This is a genomic window from Herbaspirillum sp. WGmk3, from assembly GCF_023952535.1.
In the GTDB taxonomy this organism is placed as follows: Bacteria; Pseudomonadota; Gammaproteobacteria; order Burkholderiales; family Burkholderiaceae_D; genus Herbaspirillum; species Herbaspirillum huttiense.
Window position 1 is genome coordinate 437,064 of sequence record NZ_JAKYWT010000005.1, and the last position, 17,121, is coordinate 454,184.

Consider the following 17,121-nt stretch of genomic DNA (forward strand, 5'->3'; position numbering starts at 1 on the left):
AATTCCCATGACAAGCCACATTCCGAATCCCGCTACGGCCTCCGTAGCCTCCCCCGAGGCACCGCCCACCGACCGCCTGCAACGCTGGCGTCTGGTACTTGGCACGCAAGCCGAGAAAAGCTGCGGCTGCCTGTCGGATAGCCTGAACGGCATCGACCAGGCACTCAATGCCTTGTACGACCCCCAGGGCGGCCAGGGGCTGCAACGCAAGGGCGGTCGGGGTAGTTCGGCTCCCAGCGTGGCCCGTTGGTTGGGCGACATACGCAACTACTTTCCCAGTTCCATCGTGCAAGTCATGCAGCGCGACGCACTCGACAGATTGAACATGCGCGAGATGCTGCTGCAGCCGGAAATGCTGGAATCGGCACAACCGGATGTGCACCTGGTGGCGAGCCTGGTCTCGCTCAACAGCGTCATTCCTGCCGAGACGCGCGAGACAGCGCGCATGGTAGTGCGACGTGTGGTGGATGCGCTCCTGAAGTTGCTGGACGAGCCCATGCGCAGTGCCATCACCGGCGCATTGGACAGGAGCCAGCGCAATCGCCGCCCGCGCCATGCCGAGATCGACTGGAACCGCACCCTGCGCGCCAATCTGCGCCATTGGCAACCGGACTACCGGACCATCGTGCCCCAGACACTCATCGGATACGGTCGCAAGGCGCGTCGCCCGCAGCGCGAGGTGGTCCTGTGCATAGACCAGAGCGGCTCCATGGCGGCGTCCGTGGTGTATTCCAGCATTTTCGGCGCGGTCATGGCCAGCCTGCCCTCGGTAGCCACCAAGCTGGTCGTGTTCGATACCCAGGTGGTCGACATGACCGAGCAATTGCAGGATCCGGTTGATCTTCTCTTTGGCGTGCAGTTGGGCGGCGGCACCGACATCAACGGTGCCGTTGGCTACTGTCAGACTCTCATCAAGGAGCCACGCAACACCATCCTCGTGTTGATTTCCGATCTGTACGAGGGCGGGGTGGAAGCCGGCTTGCTCCGCCGTGCGCAGGAGTTGGTCGAGTCAGGGGTGCAGTTCATCGCGCTGCTGGCCCTCAGTGATGAAGGCGCTCCTGCCTACGACAAGGAGCTGGCCTCCAAACTGGCCAGCCTGGGTGTGCCCAGTTTTGCGTGCACTCCCGATGCTTTTCCTGGCTTGATGGCTGCGGCGATCCGGCGCGACGATGTGAACGCCTGGGCTGCAGGGCAAGGCATCAAAACCAGCCGTGCAGCTTGAAGACGTCCTGCATGCTGGCGGTCAGCTGATGCTGCGCAACTGACCACCAGCGGCTGCGCACCGGCTGTCTCCTTGCCGTCCCGGTGCCGTCAGGTCGCAGCGACAAGCGCATCAGGCCTTGATCGCCGGCCGCATATGCGTAGACGCAAACGCCAGCCCTTCTTCGAAGGATGACAGCACCATGTCCACCTGTTCTTTCACGGTCGTGGCCTCTACCTCTTCATTGAAGAATGAGGGGCGGATGGTGACCAGCAGCGCATGCGGCAGGTTCTCGCGCAGGTCATGCACCACCGCCATCCACGCCTCCAGCTTCTCGCGCACCGGATAGACCAGGAATACGATGGATACCAGTTCCGCCTTGCTGGTATCTGGCTGTTCTTCCTCCGGCTGGTCCAGCGTGATGCTGCGGGCATCAATGCCGGTCACGCGCAGCGCATGCACCAGCAGTTCGGAGAGCAGGTCATCGCGCTCCCCGCGCAAGCCGCCGCACAGCACCACCGAGCCCTGCGGCACATCCAGCGAACCCTGCCAGCGGCCCAGCCGCGCCTGACGCAGTTCGCGCAGGTGTGCGCCGACGCCGCTGTTGAGCAATGGCACTTCGCGCCGGCGACGCAGGCTGCGTGGTGCGCCCGGGCTTTGCGTGAGCACTTCGGTGAGCTGCGACACCGAATGCAGCAGCCGTTCCTGCTGCGCACCCTCGATGCGGCCATGGCGCAGGTCCAATGCCGCCAAGGCCAGGCCCGGCAGCAGGATCTGGTCGCAATACTTGGCGAAGCTCTGCTTCTGAAGATGGCCGCGTGCATCACGGATGATGGCCTCCGATTCACCGGCCAGGGCGCGCTGGTAGAAGCGCTCCGCGTGAGTCATGTCGGGCGCTTCGCCCAGCAGGATGGTGATCGGTTCGAGTGCGGCCACGTGGCGTCCGGCCACCACCAGGCACAGCGTCAACGGGGTGGAAAGCAGCAAGCCGATGGGGCCCCACAGCGTGCCCCAGAACAGCGCCGAGACGATCACCGCCAGCGGAGAGAGACCGGAGCTGTGACCATACACGCGCGGCTCGATGAAGTTGGCCACGATCACTTCCAGCCCCACGTAGAAGGCGAGGAAGGACAGCGCCAGCCACCAGCCCGGATCAATGGCGGCGATGAAGACCGAAATCATCAGTCCGGACGCCAGCGCGCCCAGGTAAGGAACGAAACGCAGCACCCCGGCCAGCGCACCCCACAGCACCGCGTGCGGTACGCCGCCGGCGGCCAGCACCGCGCCCATGATGAGTCCGAACACCAGGTTGACCACGAACTGCGAAAAGAAGAAACGCGACACGCCCTCGGCAGCATCGCCCAGCGCCTGCATGGTGCGGCTCATCTCGGTCAGCCCGGCCAGGCGGATCAGGCGTTCGCGCAGGGACTCCTGTTCCAGCAGGATGAACACCAGCAGCACCAGCACGATGCCGGCCTGGCCGATCGGCCCCCAGGCCAGCGCAAACAGCCGCCGCAAGGCACCGCGCACCGACATGCGGGTATCGGCTTCGGGCGTGGCCGCCGCTGCAGCGGCGGCGGCTGCGGTCCGGCTGTTTTTCTTGCCGCTGCGCGCGCTCTCCGGAACCGGCTGCGGGATTACCGCGCTCAGTTCGGCTTCCAGCCGGGCGAAGGGGCGCTCGGCCATGGCGCGCACGCTTTCCACCTTGTCCTGGATACCTTCGCGATATTGCGGCAGGTCGCTGGTCACGCTCACCAGCTGGAAGGTCAGCACCACCGCCAGTGCCACCAGGCAGCCACCGACCAGCAGCACCGAGACCATGGCCGCCGCCGCCCGGTTCAGGCCCAGGGCATCGAGTTTCCTCACCAGCGGCAGGATGATCAGGCTGGCGATGCCGGCTACGGCCAGCGGAGCCAGGATCTCGCGGCCGAAGTAGAGCATGCCCAGCACCACGGCAGCCCCCAGCAGGGTAGTGGAGCTCAGGCGCGAGAAGGCGGAAGTCTTGAGGTTTTGCATGGCGTGGATGTGGGCAGGAAGGCAGGCCGGTCAGGAATGCAGCGCGAGTATAGCCGTTGCCCTTGCGGTGCGCGCATGGCGGCTTGACGTTTTCTGCACCATGCCGCGCAAGCTCAGCTGTGGCGCGGCTTGCGGACGGGCCAGTTCAGCGGATCACTTCATACAGTTCCAGTGGCAGCCCATCCGGATCGGCGAAGAAGGTGAAGCGCCGGCCCGTGTATTCATCCACGCGGATCTCTTCCACCACCACGCCACTGGCCTCCAGCTCAGCCTTGCTGGCAGCCACGTCGGCCACGGCAAAGGAGAGATGGCGCAGACCGCAGGCCTCGGGGCGCGAAGGACGCGGCGGCGGTGCAGGGAAGGAAAACAGCTCGATCTGGCTGCCATCGGGCAGGCCCAGGTCCAGCTTCCAGGAATCGCGCGCCTGGCGGTAATGTTCGGCGATCACGCGCAGACCCAGCAGGTCCACATAGAAGGCCTTGGAGACGGCATAGTCGGAACAGATGACGGCCACATGATGAATGCCTTGCAGTTGCATGGAATGCTTTCAGGAAAAGGGTTCAGCCGGGACGGCCTTTGGCACCCGCACCGTGCTGCGCCAGCCCGGCACAGACCGCGCGCACCTTGTCGCGCAGCCAGCGATGTGCCGGGTCCAGCTCCACGCGCGGATGCCACATCAGCGAGACGATGATGGGAGCGGTCGCGATCGGCAATTCGAACAGATGGATGCCGGACGCGCTGCCATCCTTGCGCGGCGCGCCGGCCGTGGTCAGGAAGGAGCGCGGCACCATGGCCACCAGGTCGGAGTTGCGCACCACCGCCAGCGCACCGGGAAAACTCGGCACCACCGCCACCACCTTGCGCACCAGACCGCGCTCGGCCAGCGCGGCATCGAGCGGACTGGCGCGGTCGCCGCGCGGCGAAGCGCTCACGTGTTCATAGGCGCAATAGCGCTCGGCACTCACGCGCCGCAGGGCCGCCAGCGGATGGCCGATCCGCACCGCACCGACGAAACGGTCACGGAACAGGGTCTGCAGGCGCACCTCCGGTCCCATCTCGCTGGCCACGCCGATTTCGAGATCGGCACTGCCTTCACGCAGGGGCAGCGGACTGCGCTCCACCTTGGGCGCGAAGCGCAGGCGCACCAGCGGCGCTTCGCGGGTGACGGCACGGATGAGCGCGGCACCACAGGCTTCGATGAAGCCCTCGTTGGCGCGGATGGTGAAGTCGCGCTCCAGCCGCGCCACATCCAGTTCCGGTACCGAAGGACGCAACACCGAGCGCGCTTCATGCACCACATTGCGCACGCGCTCCTGCAGAGCTTCCGCGCAGGGGGTGAGTACCATCTGCCGCCCGGCGCGCACCAGCAACTGGTCGCCGGTCGCCTGGCGCAGGCGCGTCAGGGTGCGGCTCATGGCCGAGGCGCTCAGGCCCAGGCGGCGCGCGGCCCCGGCCACGCTGGCTTCGGCGATGAGGGCATCCAGGGCGATCAGGAGGTTGAGGTCGGTATCGGGCATGGCGGCATCCTAGCATGCGAAGGGTGACATGGCGTCCCGTGCAATGATCCAATGCAAGCCATGCGTCTTCCGCCTTGTCTCGCGGCTGGCTATAGTGAAGACCTGATTCGATCTTCCCAAGCGATCCCCATGTCACTCTTTACCGACCTGCCCGGCGACGAAGGCCTGCCGGGCGTGCAGCGCCGCCGCGCCATGCTGGCTGTCATGATGGCCACCACCATGGCCGTGTTCGACGGCACCATCATCAACGTCGCCCTGCCGCAGATCAGCCTGGCCCTGCAGACCTCGGCCGCGGCTTCCGTGTGGGTGGCCAACGCCTACCTGCTGGCCACCGCGATGACGCTGGCCGCGTTTGCGGCCCTGTCCTCACGGCTGGGCTTTCGTACCCAGTTCACGGCCGGGCTCGCCGTGTTTACGCTGGCGTCGCTGGGCTGCGCCCTGTCGCGCTCGGTGGATCTGCTCATTGTCATGCGCGTGCTGCAAGGGCTGGGCGGCGCGGCCATGCTGAGCATTGCGCCGGCCATCCATCGCACCGTCTTTCCCAATCGCCTGCTGGGCCGCATCCTTGGCCTCAATGCCGTGCTGGTGGCCGCCAGCACCGCCGTCGGTCCGGTACTGGGCGGCACCTTGCTGGCCGCGCTGGGCTGGGAGTGGATCTTCCTCATCAACGTCCCGCTGGGCATCGTCGCCGTGCTGCTGTCCTGGAGTGCCATTCCGGAAACACGCAAACCGGCCCAGGCCCCCTTCGACGTGGCCGGTGCGCTGTGGTCGGCGCTGGCCATGGGTGCCATCATCATGGCCGCCGACACCTGTGCGCGCTTTGCCGAACCGGGGCAGGGCACTCATGCCATGCTGGAGGCGGCAGCCTACGCGCTGGTGGCGCTGCTGGCCGGCACCGCTTTCGTGCGCGGGCAGCGCCGCGTGCCGGAGCCGCTGTTGCCGCTGGACATCTTTGCCAATGCGCGTTTCTCGCTGGCCGCACTGACCTCGTTGGCGTCCTTCGTGGGGCAGGGCATCGCCTTCGTGGCCTTGCCCTTCCTGTTCCAGAACGGCTATGGCTATACCGCGTTTGAATCGGCGGCGCTGTTCACACCCTGGCCGCTGGGCATCGTGCTGGTGGCGCCGCATGCGGGCAAACTGGCGGACCGCCATTCCCCCGCGCTGCTGTCGAGCCTGGGCCTGGCGCTCTTTACGGTCGGCCTGGCTTTGCTGGCGCTGCTGCCCGATCACGCCCAGGCCTGGGACATCGGCTGGCGTGCCCTGGTGTGCGGCATGGGCTTCGGTTTCTTCCAGAGTCCCAACAATCGCGAGATGTTGTCCAACGTTGCCCGCGAACGCAGCGGCAATGCCTCCGGCGTGCTGGCCATCATGCGCACCTTCGGCCAGTGCTTGGGAGCCGCCTTGCTGGGTACGGTCCTGGCGATTTACACCGCCGGTGCCGTCGCGCAAGGGGAAGTGCGCATGAGCGCGGCCCAGGATGGCGAGGCGATTCGTCTCGCACTGTGGATCGCGGTATTGGCCACGGCGCTGGCGACTGCGGTCAGCGCCAGCCGTCTTCGGCGCAAGGCGCAATCGCCCGCCTGATCTGCCCTCGCGGGCCATGGTGCAGAAAACGTCAACGCCCGCCGAGCTCATCATTGACTGAAATGTACCCAAATTGGTAACTTTTTAGTGAGCCGATAAATCCTCGCTGATTCTCGCTTTGTCCCGGCAGGCAGGAGCATAGACTGGTTCTGCTTGCCGGCGGACTGACTGCAACAGGGCGAACCACAATCACAACAGCGTCCCGCTTCACCCCTCCTCGCCCACTCAAGCGTTCAGGTCCCGCAGTCCTTCCCGGGCAAGCTCCGTCAAACTCTCTCCGGCCTCACCTTCCATCGGCCGGGGGATACCGCAAAAGGGGGCAATACCATGGGCAAGTTGAAAGTCGTGACCAGGCTGGCGTTGGGCTTCGGCCTGATTCTCGTGTTTCTGCTGGGCATCTCCGTACTGGGCATGGCAGGCATGTCGCGCATCAATGATGCACTCACCGACATCACTGCCATCAATAATGCCGAAACCAAGTTGGTTACCGTCTTGCGCAACGCATTGAGTCAGCGCGCCATCGCCATTCGCAACATTGCCTTGCTGGAAGATCAGGAAAGCATGCGCGTGGAGTCGCAGACACTGGCGCGCCAGGAAAAGATTTACGCCGATGCCTTGCTTGCGCTCGACAAGATGTTCAGCACGGAAGCCGCTACCACCGAGCGCGAGAAGCAGCTGCTGTCGAAGATCAAGGCCGATGAAGCCGCCACCGTGCCGCTGATGGCCAAGGCGCTGCAACTGGGTCTGGACAACAAGCCGGCCGATGCCGTGAAGGTGCTCATCACTGAAGTACGCCCCAAGCAACTGGCCTGGATCAATTCGCTTACCGAGCTGGCCGATTTTGAAGACCAGCTCAATGAGGAAGCTGCCGCCGATGCACGTACTACCTACGCCTGGCTGCGCACGGTGATGCTGACCGCCGTCGCGCTGGCGCTGCTGGTGGGTATTGCCGCCTCGGCCCTGATTGCGCGCAGCATCCTGCGCCAGCTGGGAGCCGAGCCGTCGGAGGCGCAGGCCATCGCGCGCGAGATTGCCTCGGGCGATCTCACCGCCACGGTGCGCCTGCGGGACGGCGACGGCTCCAGCCTGATGGCTTCCATCGAGCAGATGCGTTACCAGTTGAACGTGATCGCACACGGCATCAAGTCGGCGGCCGAGACCATTTCGGTGGCCAGCGGCCAGATCGCACAGGGCAACTTCGACCTCTCGCAACGTACCGAAGAACAAGCCGCCTCGCTGGAAGAAACCGCCGCCAGCATGGAAGAGCTGACCACCACCGTGCGCCAGAACACCAGCCACGCCGCCGAGGCGCTGCGCCTGTCGGGTGGTGCGGCCGAGACGGCAGCCACCGGCAGCGAAGCCTTCGATCGCGTGGTCTCGACCATGGACAAGATCTCGGCCAGCTCGGGCAAGATGGCCGACATCATCGGCGTGATTGAAGGCATCGCCTTCCAGACCAATATCCTCGCCCTCAACGCAGCGGTGGAAGCGGCCCGTGCCGGTGAGCAGGGGCGCGGCTTTGCGGTGGTCGCCTCGGAAGTGCGCTCGCTGGCGCAGCGCAGTGCGGTGGCCTCCAAGGAGATCAAGGACCTGATCGGGGAATCGATGGCGCATGTTGGCGCTGGCTCGCAACTGGTGGCCAGCGCCGGTCAGCAGATGAGCGGCATCGTGGCCTCGGTGCAGCGCTTCGGCGAGATCATGAACGAGATCGCCACCGCGACCCAGGAACAGGGCAGCGGCATCGAGCAGATCAACACGGCCATCGTGCAGATGGATCAGGTGACCCAGCAGAATGCGGCACTGGTGGAAGAAGCCAGTGCGGCAGCGCAGTCACTGTCGCAACAGGCCAGTGGCTTGCTGAAGGTGGTGTCGATCTTCAAGATCCGCCAGGATGCCTCGACCATGCCCGGCAGTGGCCATGCATCGCCTGCTGCACCGGGCTTGCAGGGCGCGCCGCTGGCGGCCCTGCACTGAGACTGGCTGCGCGAAGCAGCTGCAGGCCGGCGCTTGCCGGCCCAGCGAGCCTCAGCCCTGGCCGCCGTCTTCCTCGTCTTCGTCCTTGGGGACGAAGACCATGCCGGTCTTGGCGTTGTAATCCATGAGACCGGCATAGCGGCCCCAGGCGATCATGGTCTCGAAAGTCTTTTCGGGATTGTCGTAGGGCAGGGCGCTGCCGATGTCCTTCAAGACGCGCTCGGCCTCGATTTCTTCCGCTTCGCCCAGCACCGCCAGGATGATGTGGAACAGACGCAGCTTGTAGACCTGCTCGGCGAAGATGGCGCGCTGGCCCTTGCGGTCGGCGGCCACGAAGCGGCGGCCGAGGTCGGTCAGGTAGACCTCCTGCTTGGGCGTATCCACCAGTTCCAGGATTTCGGCGGCCTTCACGGTGCCGATGGTCTCGCCGAATTCCTTGCCGATCTCGTCCGAGATGTCGTAGATGTTGTTCAGTTCCGGCTCGTCGTGCAGCAAGCTCATCAGGCCCAGGATCTGGCCCACCGGGATCAGCGGGATGGATTCCATGCGCTTGCGTCCGCGCGAGATCGGCTCGCCCGGCACGTGCACTTCCGGCGGCAGGTCGGGCAGGGAGAGCGTGGTGATGGCTTCGTGGATGATGTTGACCAGGCGCTGGAATTCCGGGCTCTTGGAGTCGCGCGGATAGGGCAGCGGATTCTCCAGCACCAGGCCCAGGCGGCCCGGACGCGGGAACACCACCACGATGCGGGTGGCCATTTCCACCGCTTCCTCGATGTTGTGGGTGACCATGAAGATGGAGGTCAGGCCGCTGTCCGGGGCACGCCACAGGCTGATCAATTCCTGGCGCAGGTTCTCTGCGGTCAGCACGTCCAAGGCACTGAATGCTTCGTCCAGGCACAGCAGTTTGGGCTTGGACACCAGCGCGCGCGCAATGCCCACGCGCTGGCGCATGCCGCCCGAGAGCTCACGCGGATAGGCGCTGTGGTAGTTGCCCAGGCCGATCAGTTCGATGGCGCGGTCCACTGCCGCATCACGTTCCTCGCGGGTCGGGTTGTGCGACATCAGGCCCACGGCCACGTTCTGTTCCACCGTCAGCCATGGGTAGAGCGCGAAGGTCTGGAACACCACCGAGGCATCGCGATTGACGCCATAGAGCGGCTTGCCGGCGGCCATGGTGTGGCCCGAGCTGGGTTCGACCAGGCCGGTCAGGCAGCGCAGGATGGTGGACTTGCCCGAGCCGGACTGGCCCAGCAGGGCCAGCAGTTCGCCTTCGTGGACGGCCAGGTCGATGTTGTCCAGCACCTTGAGCTCGTGGCCGCCGGCGGTGTTGTAGGATTTGCTGACGGCGCACAGTTCAGCGACGGCGGGACGTTGTTGCGGAGAAGTCATGGTCATGGCGTGGCTCAAGGTCAATCGAGGCGGAAACGGCGTTCGGCGAAGGCATACAGGCGACGCCAGACAAACTTGTTCATCAACACGACGAACATCGACATCACGCCGATGCTGGCGATGATGAGGGGCGTGTCACCGGATTTGGTGACTGCCGAAATATAAGCACCCAGGCCATCGGCCTTGAGCGAGACATCGCCCCAGCTGGCCAGCTCGGCCACGATGGAGGCATTCCATGCGCCACCGGCGGCGGTACAGGCACCGGTCACCCAGAACGGGAAGATGGCCGGCAGGATCAGGGTCTTCCACAAATTCCAGCGCGAGAGGCCATACATGCGGGCGGCTTCCTTCAGGTCATTGGGAATGGCCATGGCACCGGCGATCACGTTGAAGAGGATGTACCACTGCGTGCCCATGGCGATCAACAGGATGCTGCCCCAGTTCATGCTGACGTTGGCGGCCACGAACCAGCCCACCACCAGCGGGAAGGTCATGTTGACCGGGAAGGACGCGCCGATCTGCGCCAGCGGCTGGGCGAAGCGGGCGATGTGCGGCTTGGAGCCGATCCACACGCCCACCGGGGTCCAGATCAGGGTGGCAATCACGGTCATGGCCAGCACCCGCAGCATGGTCAGGAAACCCAGCCAGACGATGTGGCCGAACAGGCTCCAGCTCATGGCGCCGTGCAGGGCATCGATGGCGGCCACCAGCCCGCGCAGCGCTTCAAAGATCAGCAGGCCGCAGATCACGCCGGTGATGACGCGCTTGGTCCAGCGCTCGCGGGTGATGCGGGCCGGCGTGGGCGCGGCCGAGGTGGCCGGACGACGGCGCGCCAGCCAGTCGCCCAGCGGCAGCCACAGTTTTTCATCAAGCCAGGTAAAGACGTAGGAGCCGCGCAGCAGGTCATACACCCACGAAGTCGGCGGCGAGGTCGATTCGGTCAGTTCGATCTTGAACTTGTCGGCCCAGGCCAGCAGCGGCCGCCAGACCAGCTGGTCGCTCACCAGGATCAGCGCCAGCATGGCGATGACCGCCCACAGTGCCGCCGTATGGTCGCCCTGGTCGATGGCCTGGGCCATGTAGGAACCGAGGCCGGGCAGCTTCAGGTCCTTGTTCATGACGCTGATGGCTTCGCTCTGCGCCACGAAGAACCAGCCGCCGCCGAAGGACATCATCGAGTTCCAGATCAGGCTGTGCGCCGAAGCCGGCAGCTCGACCGTGCGGAAGCGTTGCCACGCGGTGAGTCGGTAGGTGGAAGCGGCTTCCTGCATGTCGGTCGGGATGGTGACCATGGAGTGATAGAAGCCGAAGGCCATGTTCCACACCTGGCCGGTGAAGATGGCGAAGATGGCCGCGCATTCCACGCCCATCAGGCTGCCCGGGAACAGTGCCATGAAGCCGGCCACGGTGGCCGAGAGGAAGCCCAGCACCGGCACCGATTGCAGGATGTCCAGTGCCGGCAGGATCAAGGCGCGCGCGCGGCGGCTCTTGGCGGCCAGGTAGCCGGTGCCGATGGCGAAGAATAACGAAAACGCGAAGGCGATCCACATGCGCAGCAGCGTGCGGCCGGCGTAATAGGGGATCATGGCGGGCGAGCTGTCGACCTCCAGCTGGTCGGACGGATCGAAGTGCACCAGCATGCCCTTGCCGAAGTGCAGGGCGCTCCACAGCAGGCCGAACAGCACCGCCAGCACCAGCGCATCGATCCAGCCGAAGCCAGGCTTGACTTCTTCATAGGCCGTCAGTTGCGGCGAGGTGGTCTTCATTGTCATGGCGGCGAGGCTGGATGGCGGTGTTGGCGGTAAGTGCGGTTGTGGCGGTGTTGGCTTGGCAAGGCATGGTCAGGCGCGCCGAGACCGGTCGTGCGCGATCCATTCATGACCGATCCGTCAGCCCCCGGGACCGGCGCGTCACTGTATCAAGGAATTCTGACAGTTTCTTGACCAGCATGTCATCGAGGTCCGGATTCGTGTAAAGAACCACGATCAGGTTGTTGCAAAGTAGATACTTTGTATATACGTGGTCATTGACTTGAAATGGGAGGTTTATACAATGTATCTACATCATGGAGAGAAATTATGGAACTATCGATTCAGAAATGGGGCAACAGCGCCGCTGTTCGGCTGTCGACTGAATTCCTGAGCCTGCTGAACGTAAAGCTCGGTGACAAGCTGACCGTTGATATCCGTCCAGAGGGTGCGTTGCTCAAGCCCAAGCGGCACGTCTATGCGCTGGAAGAGCTCGTAGCTCAATGCGATCTGGATGCGGCCGAACCCGAAGACATGGGCGCTTGGCGTAAGTTGAAGCCAGTGGGACGGGAAAAATGGTAAGGCGCGTCAAGTTTGACCGCGGCGATATCGTGGTCGTCAACCTTGAGCCGACTGAGGGGAGGGAGCAGAGAGGTGAGCATCGACCGGCTCTGGTGTTGTCGACCTCAGTATTCAACGTCATGGGAACGGTACTGATTGCTCCGATTACTCAGGGAGGAGATTTTGCGCGTCACGCTGGTTTTGCCGTCACCTTGAGCGGAGCTGCGACCAGGACTCAGGGCGCTGCGCTGGTCAACCAGATTCGCATGCTGGATCTGGAGGCGCGTGGCGCAAAGAAAGTGGAAACCGCTCCAGATTTCGTCATCGACGATGCGCTGGCACGGCTGCAGGCAATACTTGACTGAGGTGGAAGCGGTTCTTGCTTTTGCTTGAGCCGCTTCCATCTTCAGTTCCATGCCGCTGGCTGTAGGTGCCGTTGAATTCAGTGTTTATCAGATTTTCGCGGGATCATCGTCCACATCGTCAAGCCGCTGAGCAACAGCAATCCCGCCAGGATATACAGCGCGATATCGATATTGCCGGTCCGCGTCTTGACCAGGCCGATCAGCCAGGGACTGACGATGCCGCTGGTGATGCCCACGCTGGAGATGAAGGCGATGCCGGGCGCGATGGTCTGGGACGGCAGCAAGCCCGGCGGCAGCGACCAGAAGATCGGCAGGGCCGCAAAGATCAGGACCGCCGCCACCGACAGCAGCCCCAGCGACACCGCAAAGCTCGACGGATGCAGAGTCAGCGCCGCCAGTGCCAGCGCACCGCCGGTGGTACATACCAGGAAGTGGCCGTGACGTTCATTGCGGCGATCCGAGCGGCGCGCGATCAGGATCAGGCCGATAGCACCGATGGCATTGGGAATGACGGTGTAGAGCGAGACCTGCACCACATCCTTGATGCCGAAGTCGCGGATCATCAGCGGCATCCAGAAGTTCAGCGTGAGCGAGCCGCAGGTCAGCGCAAAGTAGATGAAGGCGAACAGGTAGGTGGGCCGATGCGACAGCGCCTGCTTGAGCGCCGTCAGCGAGTGGGCGCTCACGTGATGCGTGCGCAGCGCATCCTGGCTCTGGCGGTTCTGCAGGAAGCTGCGTTCTTCCGGCGTGAGCCAGGTGGCCTGCGCCGGTCCGTCGGCCAGCAGGAAGATCACCAGCACCCCCAGCACCACCGCCGGTGCGCCCTCGATGGCAAACATCCACTGCCAGCCATAGAGGCCCATCACGCCCGCCATGTCACGCATGATCCAGCCCGAGACCAGTCCGCCCAACACACCCGCTACCGCCACCCCGGCAAAGAAGATCGCCATCACCGCCGCGCGGCGGCGTGCCGGGAACCAGTAGCTGAGATACAGCACGATGCCGGGGAAGAATCCTGCCTCGAATACGCCGAGCAGGAAGCGCAAGACGTAGAAATGCGTCGCGTCGCTGACGGCCATCATGCCCACCGACGCCAGGCCCCACAGCACCATGATGCGCGAAAAGGTGCGGCGTGCGCCGAAGCGGGCCAGCAGCATGTTGCTGGGCACCTCGCACAGCACGTAGCCGACATAGAACACCGCCGCGCCGAGGCCATACATGGCGTCGCTGAAGCCAAGGTCCTGCTTCATCTGCAACTGGGCGAAGCCGATGTTGATGCGGTCCAGGAAGGAGACCACATAGCAGATGAAAAGAAAGGGAATGATGCGCAGCCAGACCTTGCGATAGATCGCGTCTTCGGCCGCCACGCTCAGCTTGAGTGCGGAAGGGGCGGCCAGCGTGCCGGCACCCGGGGATGGGGTCATCATGAAAGTCTCCGTTGAACAGGCACCTGTGGCGGTGCTCTTGTGGATGTCGATGAAAGAGGTGGGTCGCTCAGGCTGCTTCGGCCAGCGCAGCCGATGCTGCCGGGTCCACCCCGGCACGCGCGCGCTGCATGGCTTCGATCAGCACCTCGTGGCCGCCGATGTGATTGGCCAGCAGCAGGATCAGGCGGGCATTGACGTCCTGGCTGGTGGCGTCGTCCAGGCCGCGATGCATCTCGATCAGGGCTTCATAGAAGTCGTCCGGACGCGTCAGGTTGGGGGCGGTATTGAGGCTCATGCTCGTCTCCTTGTTGAAAGTGTTGTCAGGTCATGCAAAGGGATCAGGCCGCGTCCAGCACCGTGGCCGGCTGCGCAGCGGGCTCGTGGCCGGTGGCGCGCTGCAGGGCCTGCGCCAGCGCCGCCGCATCGACCGTGCGCCAGCGTGCACAGACGTGCTGGTCGGGGCGGATCAGGTAGCAGGTGTGCGGCTGGCCGTCATAGCGTTGTGCCACCAGGCCCTCGATGTCCTGTACCTGCACGGCACCGTCTCCCAGTGCCGAGAGCACGGTGTGGTCTTCCGCACTCGCCTGTGCGCCGCTGACGAACAGCAGGCGCAGCGGCAGGCTGCCTTCGGTCAGCCGCACCAGCGCCGGCAGCAGCGCGGCAGAGAGGGAGGCCGGCGGGGCAAAGATCATCGCCACGAACTGGTCGCCCAGATGCGGCAGCAGCCAGCCGGGTATGGTGTCGGTCAGCACCGGCGCATCAGTGCAAGGGGCGCCGGCTTGCATCGCGCCGTGGAAAGGCGCGCTGTCGGCGCTGCTCAGGGACGAACCGTGCAGCGTGGCCGGCAACGAGAGGCGTCCGCTGTTGACCAGCCTGCGCGCGAAGGCATGCTCGCGCGCCAGCGCCAGTACGGCATCGCGGAAGCAGCGGCTGACCGCACTCTTGGGCGTGATGAAGTCAGTGGAGCGGGTGGAGTTGAGCAGGTTTTCGTCGGCGGCGAATTCTCGCTCGCTGGCATAGCTGTCCAGCAGGCTGTCGGGGGCCTTGCCCTGCAGGACGAAGGCCAGCTTCCAGGCCAGGTTCTCGGCATCCTGTATGCCGCTGTTGGCACCGCGCGCGCCGAACGGCGAGACGCAATGCGCGGCATCGCCCACGAACAGCACCCGGCCATGGCGGAAGCGGTCCATGCGCACGCAGGAGAAGGTGTAGACGCTCACCCATTCCAGGGTGAACTGAGCGTCCTTGCCCAGCAGCGCCTGCACGCGCGGGATCACGCGTTCGGGCGTTCTCTCCAGCACCGGATCGGCATCCCATCCCAGCTGGAAATCGATGCGCCAGACATCATCGGGCTGGCGATGCAGCAGCACCGACTGGTTGGGATGGAAGGGCGGATCGAACCAGAACCAGCGTTCGGCCGGGAAGGGGGCCGCCATCTTGACGTCGGCGATCAGGAAGCGGTCGCGGAAGGTATGGCCCACGCTCTCCAGCCCCATCATCTTGCGCAGCGGACTGCGCGAGCCATCGGCTGCCACCACGTAGCGCGCCTTGAGCAGATAGCTGCCTTCGGGAGTCTCCACCGTCAGCGCCTCGTGATCGGCATGATGGGCAATGGCGCTGACCCGGCTCTTCCAGCGCAGCTCGATCAGGCTGTGCTGCCGCGCCTGCTCCAGCAGATAGCCTTCCACGTAGTACTGCTGCAGATTGATGAAGGCCGGGCGCGCATGGCCGCATTCGGGCAAGAGATCGAACTCGTAGATGGCCTCCTCGCGCAGGAAGACCTTGCCCCGGTTCCATCCCACCCCCTTGTCCACCATGCGCTGGCCGCAGCCGATGCGGTCAAAGATGTCCAGCGTACGCTTGGCAAAGCAGATCGCGCGCGAGCCGGTGGAGAGGCTGTCGTCATCGTCCACCAGCACCACGCGGATACCTTGGCGGGCCAGGTCGATGGCGGTCACCAGCCCGACCGGACCGGCCCCGATCACCACCACCGGATGCAAGGCCGCATCGGCGGGACGGGTTTGTTCGAGGCAGGGCTGGTACATGAAACGTTGCTGCTGGTAATCGATGGCTGGGGTGGAATGCATGGTGTCTCCTCGCTGTCCTTTCTCTTCTGTGTTCTGGCGCGGGCAAATCGGGTCAGGCCTGCAGTGCGGCCCACATTTCCTTGTCGCGTTCGGCAGTCCAGATGCGCGGATGGCTGATGCCGGACGCCTCGTCATAGGCGCGCGTGACATCGAAGGGCAGGCAGTGCTCATAGATGAAGACTTGCCCGAATTTGGGATCCATCAGCTGGCGCGTGTGGGCCATGGCTTCCTTCAGGCCCATCTTCCCGGCCACCGCTTCGCGCCCGGCACGCAGCAGCGTGGACACGAAATCCTTGGTGTAGGCGATGCCCTGCGCCACCTGTTCGCGCCCTCGCAGCGCCGGTCCGCGGCCCGGCACCAGGGCTTCGGGTTGCAGCGCGGCCAGCGCATCGAGCGTGGCTGGCCAAGGTTCGAGCTGGGCGTCGCCGCAGTAGCAGGCGGCGTCGTATTCCACCAGGTCGCCCGAGAACAGCACCTTCTGGCCGGGGATCCACACCACCGTGTCGCCCTTGGTGTGGCCCGGCCCGAGATGGGCGATCTTCACCTCGAGGCTGCCCATGAAGATCGTCATTTCCTTCTCGAAGACCATGGTCGGCCAGGTCAGGCCCGGCACCGTTTCTACACCCGCGAACAGGCGCGGGAAGCGTTCGATCTCGGACTTCATGTCGGCCTCGCCGCGCTCGACGATCATCTCGTAGGTGCCGCGGCTGGCGATGACCTGCTCGCCGCCTTCCTTGAAGTAGGCCGAGGCCCCCAGCACGCGCACGGCGTGGTAATGCGTCAGCACCACGTACTTGATGGGCAGGTCGGTGATGCTGCGGATGCGTGCGATCAGATCCTGCGCCATGGCGGGGGTGGCGGTGGTGTCGATGACCATCACGCTGTCGTCGCCGATGATGACGCCGGAGTTGGGATCGCCCTCGGCGGTGTACGCGTAGGCGTTTTCCGAGATGCGTTCAAAGGTGATCTTCTTGGCGTCGAGATCCGCCTGGGATGCAAAAGCCTTGGCCATGTCTGCCTCGTTCAGTGTCGATGGGTTGGAGACGTGGCTGGACATGGCTTGCGCCATCAAGGGAGGTCTCCGTCCAACCCGTCATGGATCAATGCAGGTCAAATCTTGTTGTTGTTGCCTGTGGTGAGCAGGGTGATGGCATCTTAGTCAGCGCCATTTGATTAGTCAATGGCAAATATGCTTGTTGAAGATTAATTGACGTTTTCTGCACCAAGGCTTGTTTGTGCTGCGCTGCACGTGAGT

14 protein-coding genes are annotated in these 17,121 nt (G+C 64.5%); 5 read left to right on the plus strand and 9 right to left on the minus strand.

The features are described 5' to 3' along the window. Positions 1-7: 7 nt before the first annotated feature. Positions 8-1,222: a VWA domain-containing protein gene (locus tag MKD49_RS20520; RefSeq protein ID WP_252697219.1), complete on the plus strand. Its 1,215-nt coding sequence runs from the start codon at positions 8-10 to the stop codon at positions 1,220-1,222. Positions 1,223-1,333: 111 nt separating this feature from the next. On the opposite strand, the gene MKD49_RS20525 is transcribed toward MKD49_RS20520, so the two are convergent. The 3 genes from MKD49_RS20525 to MKD49_RS20535 form a co-directional block, all read right to left on the minus strand. Beyond that, positions 1,334-3,217: an AI-2E family transporter gene (locus MKD49_RS20525; protein WP_252697220.1), complete on the minus strand. Its 1,884-nt coding sequence runs from the start codon at positions 3,215-3,217 to the stop codon at positions 1,334-1,336. Between the two features lie 145 nt (positions 3,218-3,362). Beyond that, complete coding sequence (locus MKD49_RS20530) at positions 3,363-3,755, minus strand: VOC family protein (protein ID WP_252697221.1); 393 nt, start codon at positions 3,753-3,755, stop codon at positions 3,363-3,365. A 22-nt stretch (positions 3,756-3,777) separates the two neighbouring features. Then, positions 3,778-4,734, minus strand: coding sequence for a LysR family transcriptional regulator (locus tag MKD49_RS20535; RefSeq protein WP_252697222.1), 957 nt, complete (start codon positions 4,732-4,734; stop codon positions 3,778-3,780). A 129-nt stretch (positions 4,735-4,863) separates the two neighbouring features. Here MKD49_RS20535 and MKD49_RS20540 point away from each other — a divergent pair, with 129 nt between their 5' ends. Together MKD49_RS20540 and MKD49_RS20545 are read left to right on the plus strand one after the other, a co-directional pair. After that, positions 4,864-6,318, plus strand: coding sequence for an MFS transporter (locus MKD49_RS20540; protein ID WP_252697223.1), 1,455 nt, complete (start codon positions 4,864-4,866; stop codon positions 6,316-6,318). A gap of 327 nt (positions 6,319-6,645) precedes the next feature. After that, positions 6,646-8,292, plus strand: coding sequence for a methyl-accepting chemotaxis protein (locus MKD49_RS20545; RefSeq protein WP_121042866.1), 1,647 nt, complete (start codon positions 6,646-6,648; stop codon positions 8,290-8,292). Between the two features lie 51 nt (positions 8,293-8,343). Here MKD49_RS20545 and MKD49_RS20550 read toward each other — a convergent pair whose 3' ends face one another. Together MKD49_RS20550 and MKD49_RS20555 are read right to left on the minus strand one after the other, a co-directional pair. Continuing rightward, on the minus strand, positions 8,344-9,687 hold the full coding sequence (locus MKD49_RS20550; RefSeq protein ID WP_121042868.1) for a nitrate/sulfonate/bicarbonate ABC transporter ATP-binding protein: 1,344 nt from the start codon (positions 9,685-9,687) through the stop codon (positions 8,344-8,346). Positions 9,688-9,701: 14 nt separating this feature from the next. Next, positions 9,702-11,447, minus strand: coding sequence for an ABC transporter permease subunit (locus tag MKD49_RS20555; RefSeq protein WP_134224015.1), 1,746 nt, complete (start codon positions 11,445-11,447; stop codon positions 9,702-9,704). Positions 11,448-11,759: 312 nt separating this feature from the next. Here MKD49_RS20555 and MKD49_RS20560 point away from each other — a divergent pair, with 312 nt between their 5' ends. Both MKD49_RS20560 and MKD49_RS20565 read left to right on the plus strand, forming a co-directional pair. Further along, complete coding sequence (locus tag MKD49_RS20560; protein ID WP_204726104.1) at positions 11,760-12,011, plus strand: AbrB/MazE/SpoVT family DNA-binding domain-containing protein; 252 nt, start codon at positions 11,760-11,762, stop codon at positions 12,009-12,011. Next, complete coding sequence (locus MKD49_RS20565; RefSeq protein WP_252697224.1) at positions 12,005-12,355, plus strand: type II toxin-antitoxin system ChpB family toxin; 351 nt, start codon at positions 12,005-12,007, stop codon at positions 12,353-12,355. The genes MKD49_RS20560 and MKD49_RS20565 overlap by 7 nt, the downstream gene beginning before the upstream one ends. A gap of 77 nt (positions 12,356-12,432) precedes the next feature. Here the strand turns inward: MKD49_RS20565 and MKD49_RS20570 are convergent, their stop codons facing one another. The 4 genes from MKD49_RS20570 to MKD49_RS20585 all read right to left on the minus strand — a co-directional run bounded on the left by MKD49_RS20570 (position 12,433) and on the right by MKD49_RS20585 (position 16,878). Then, positions 12,433-13,782 carry an MFS transporter gene (locus MKD49_RS20570; protein ID WP_252697225.1) on the minus strand — a complete coding sequence of 450 codons (1,350 nt, stop codon included), beginning with the start codon at positions 13,780-13,782 and terminating at the stop codon, positions 12,433-12,435. Positions 13,783-13,849: 67 nt separating this feature from the next. Further along, entirely contained in the window at positions 13,850-14,077 is a 228-nt protein-coding gene (locus MKD49_RS20575; protein ID WP_121042872.1) for a DUF2783 domain-containing protein, read from the minus strand. 43 nt (positions 14,078-14,120) lie between these two features. Further along, positions 14,121-15,866, minus strand: a complete 1,746-nt coding sequence (locus MKD49_RS20580) for an FAD-dependent oxidoreductase (protein WP_252697226.1) — start codon at positions 15,864-15,866, stop codon at positions 14,121-14,123. 52 nt (positions 15,867-15,918) lie between these two features. Beyond that, positions 15,919-16,878, minus strand: a complete 960-nt coding sequence (locus tag MKD49_RS20585) for an MBL fold metallo-hydrolase (protein ID WP_252697296.1) — start codon at positions 16,876-16,878, stop codon at positions 15,919-15,921. Positions 16,879-17,121: the final 243 nt, after the last annotated feature.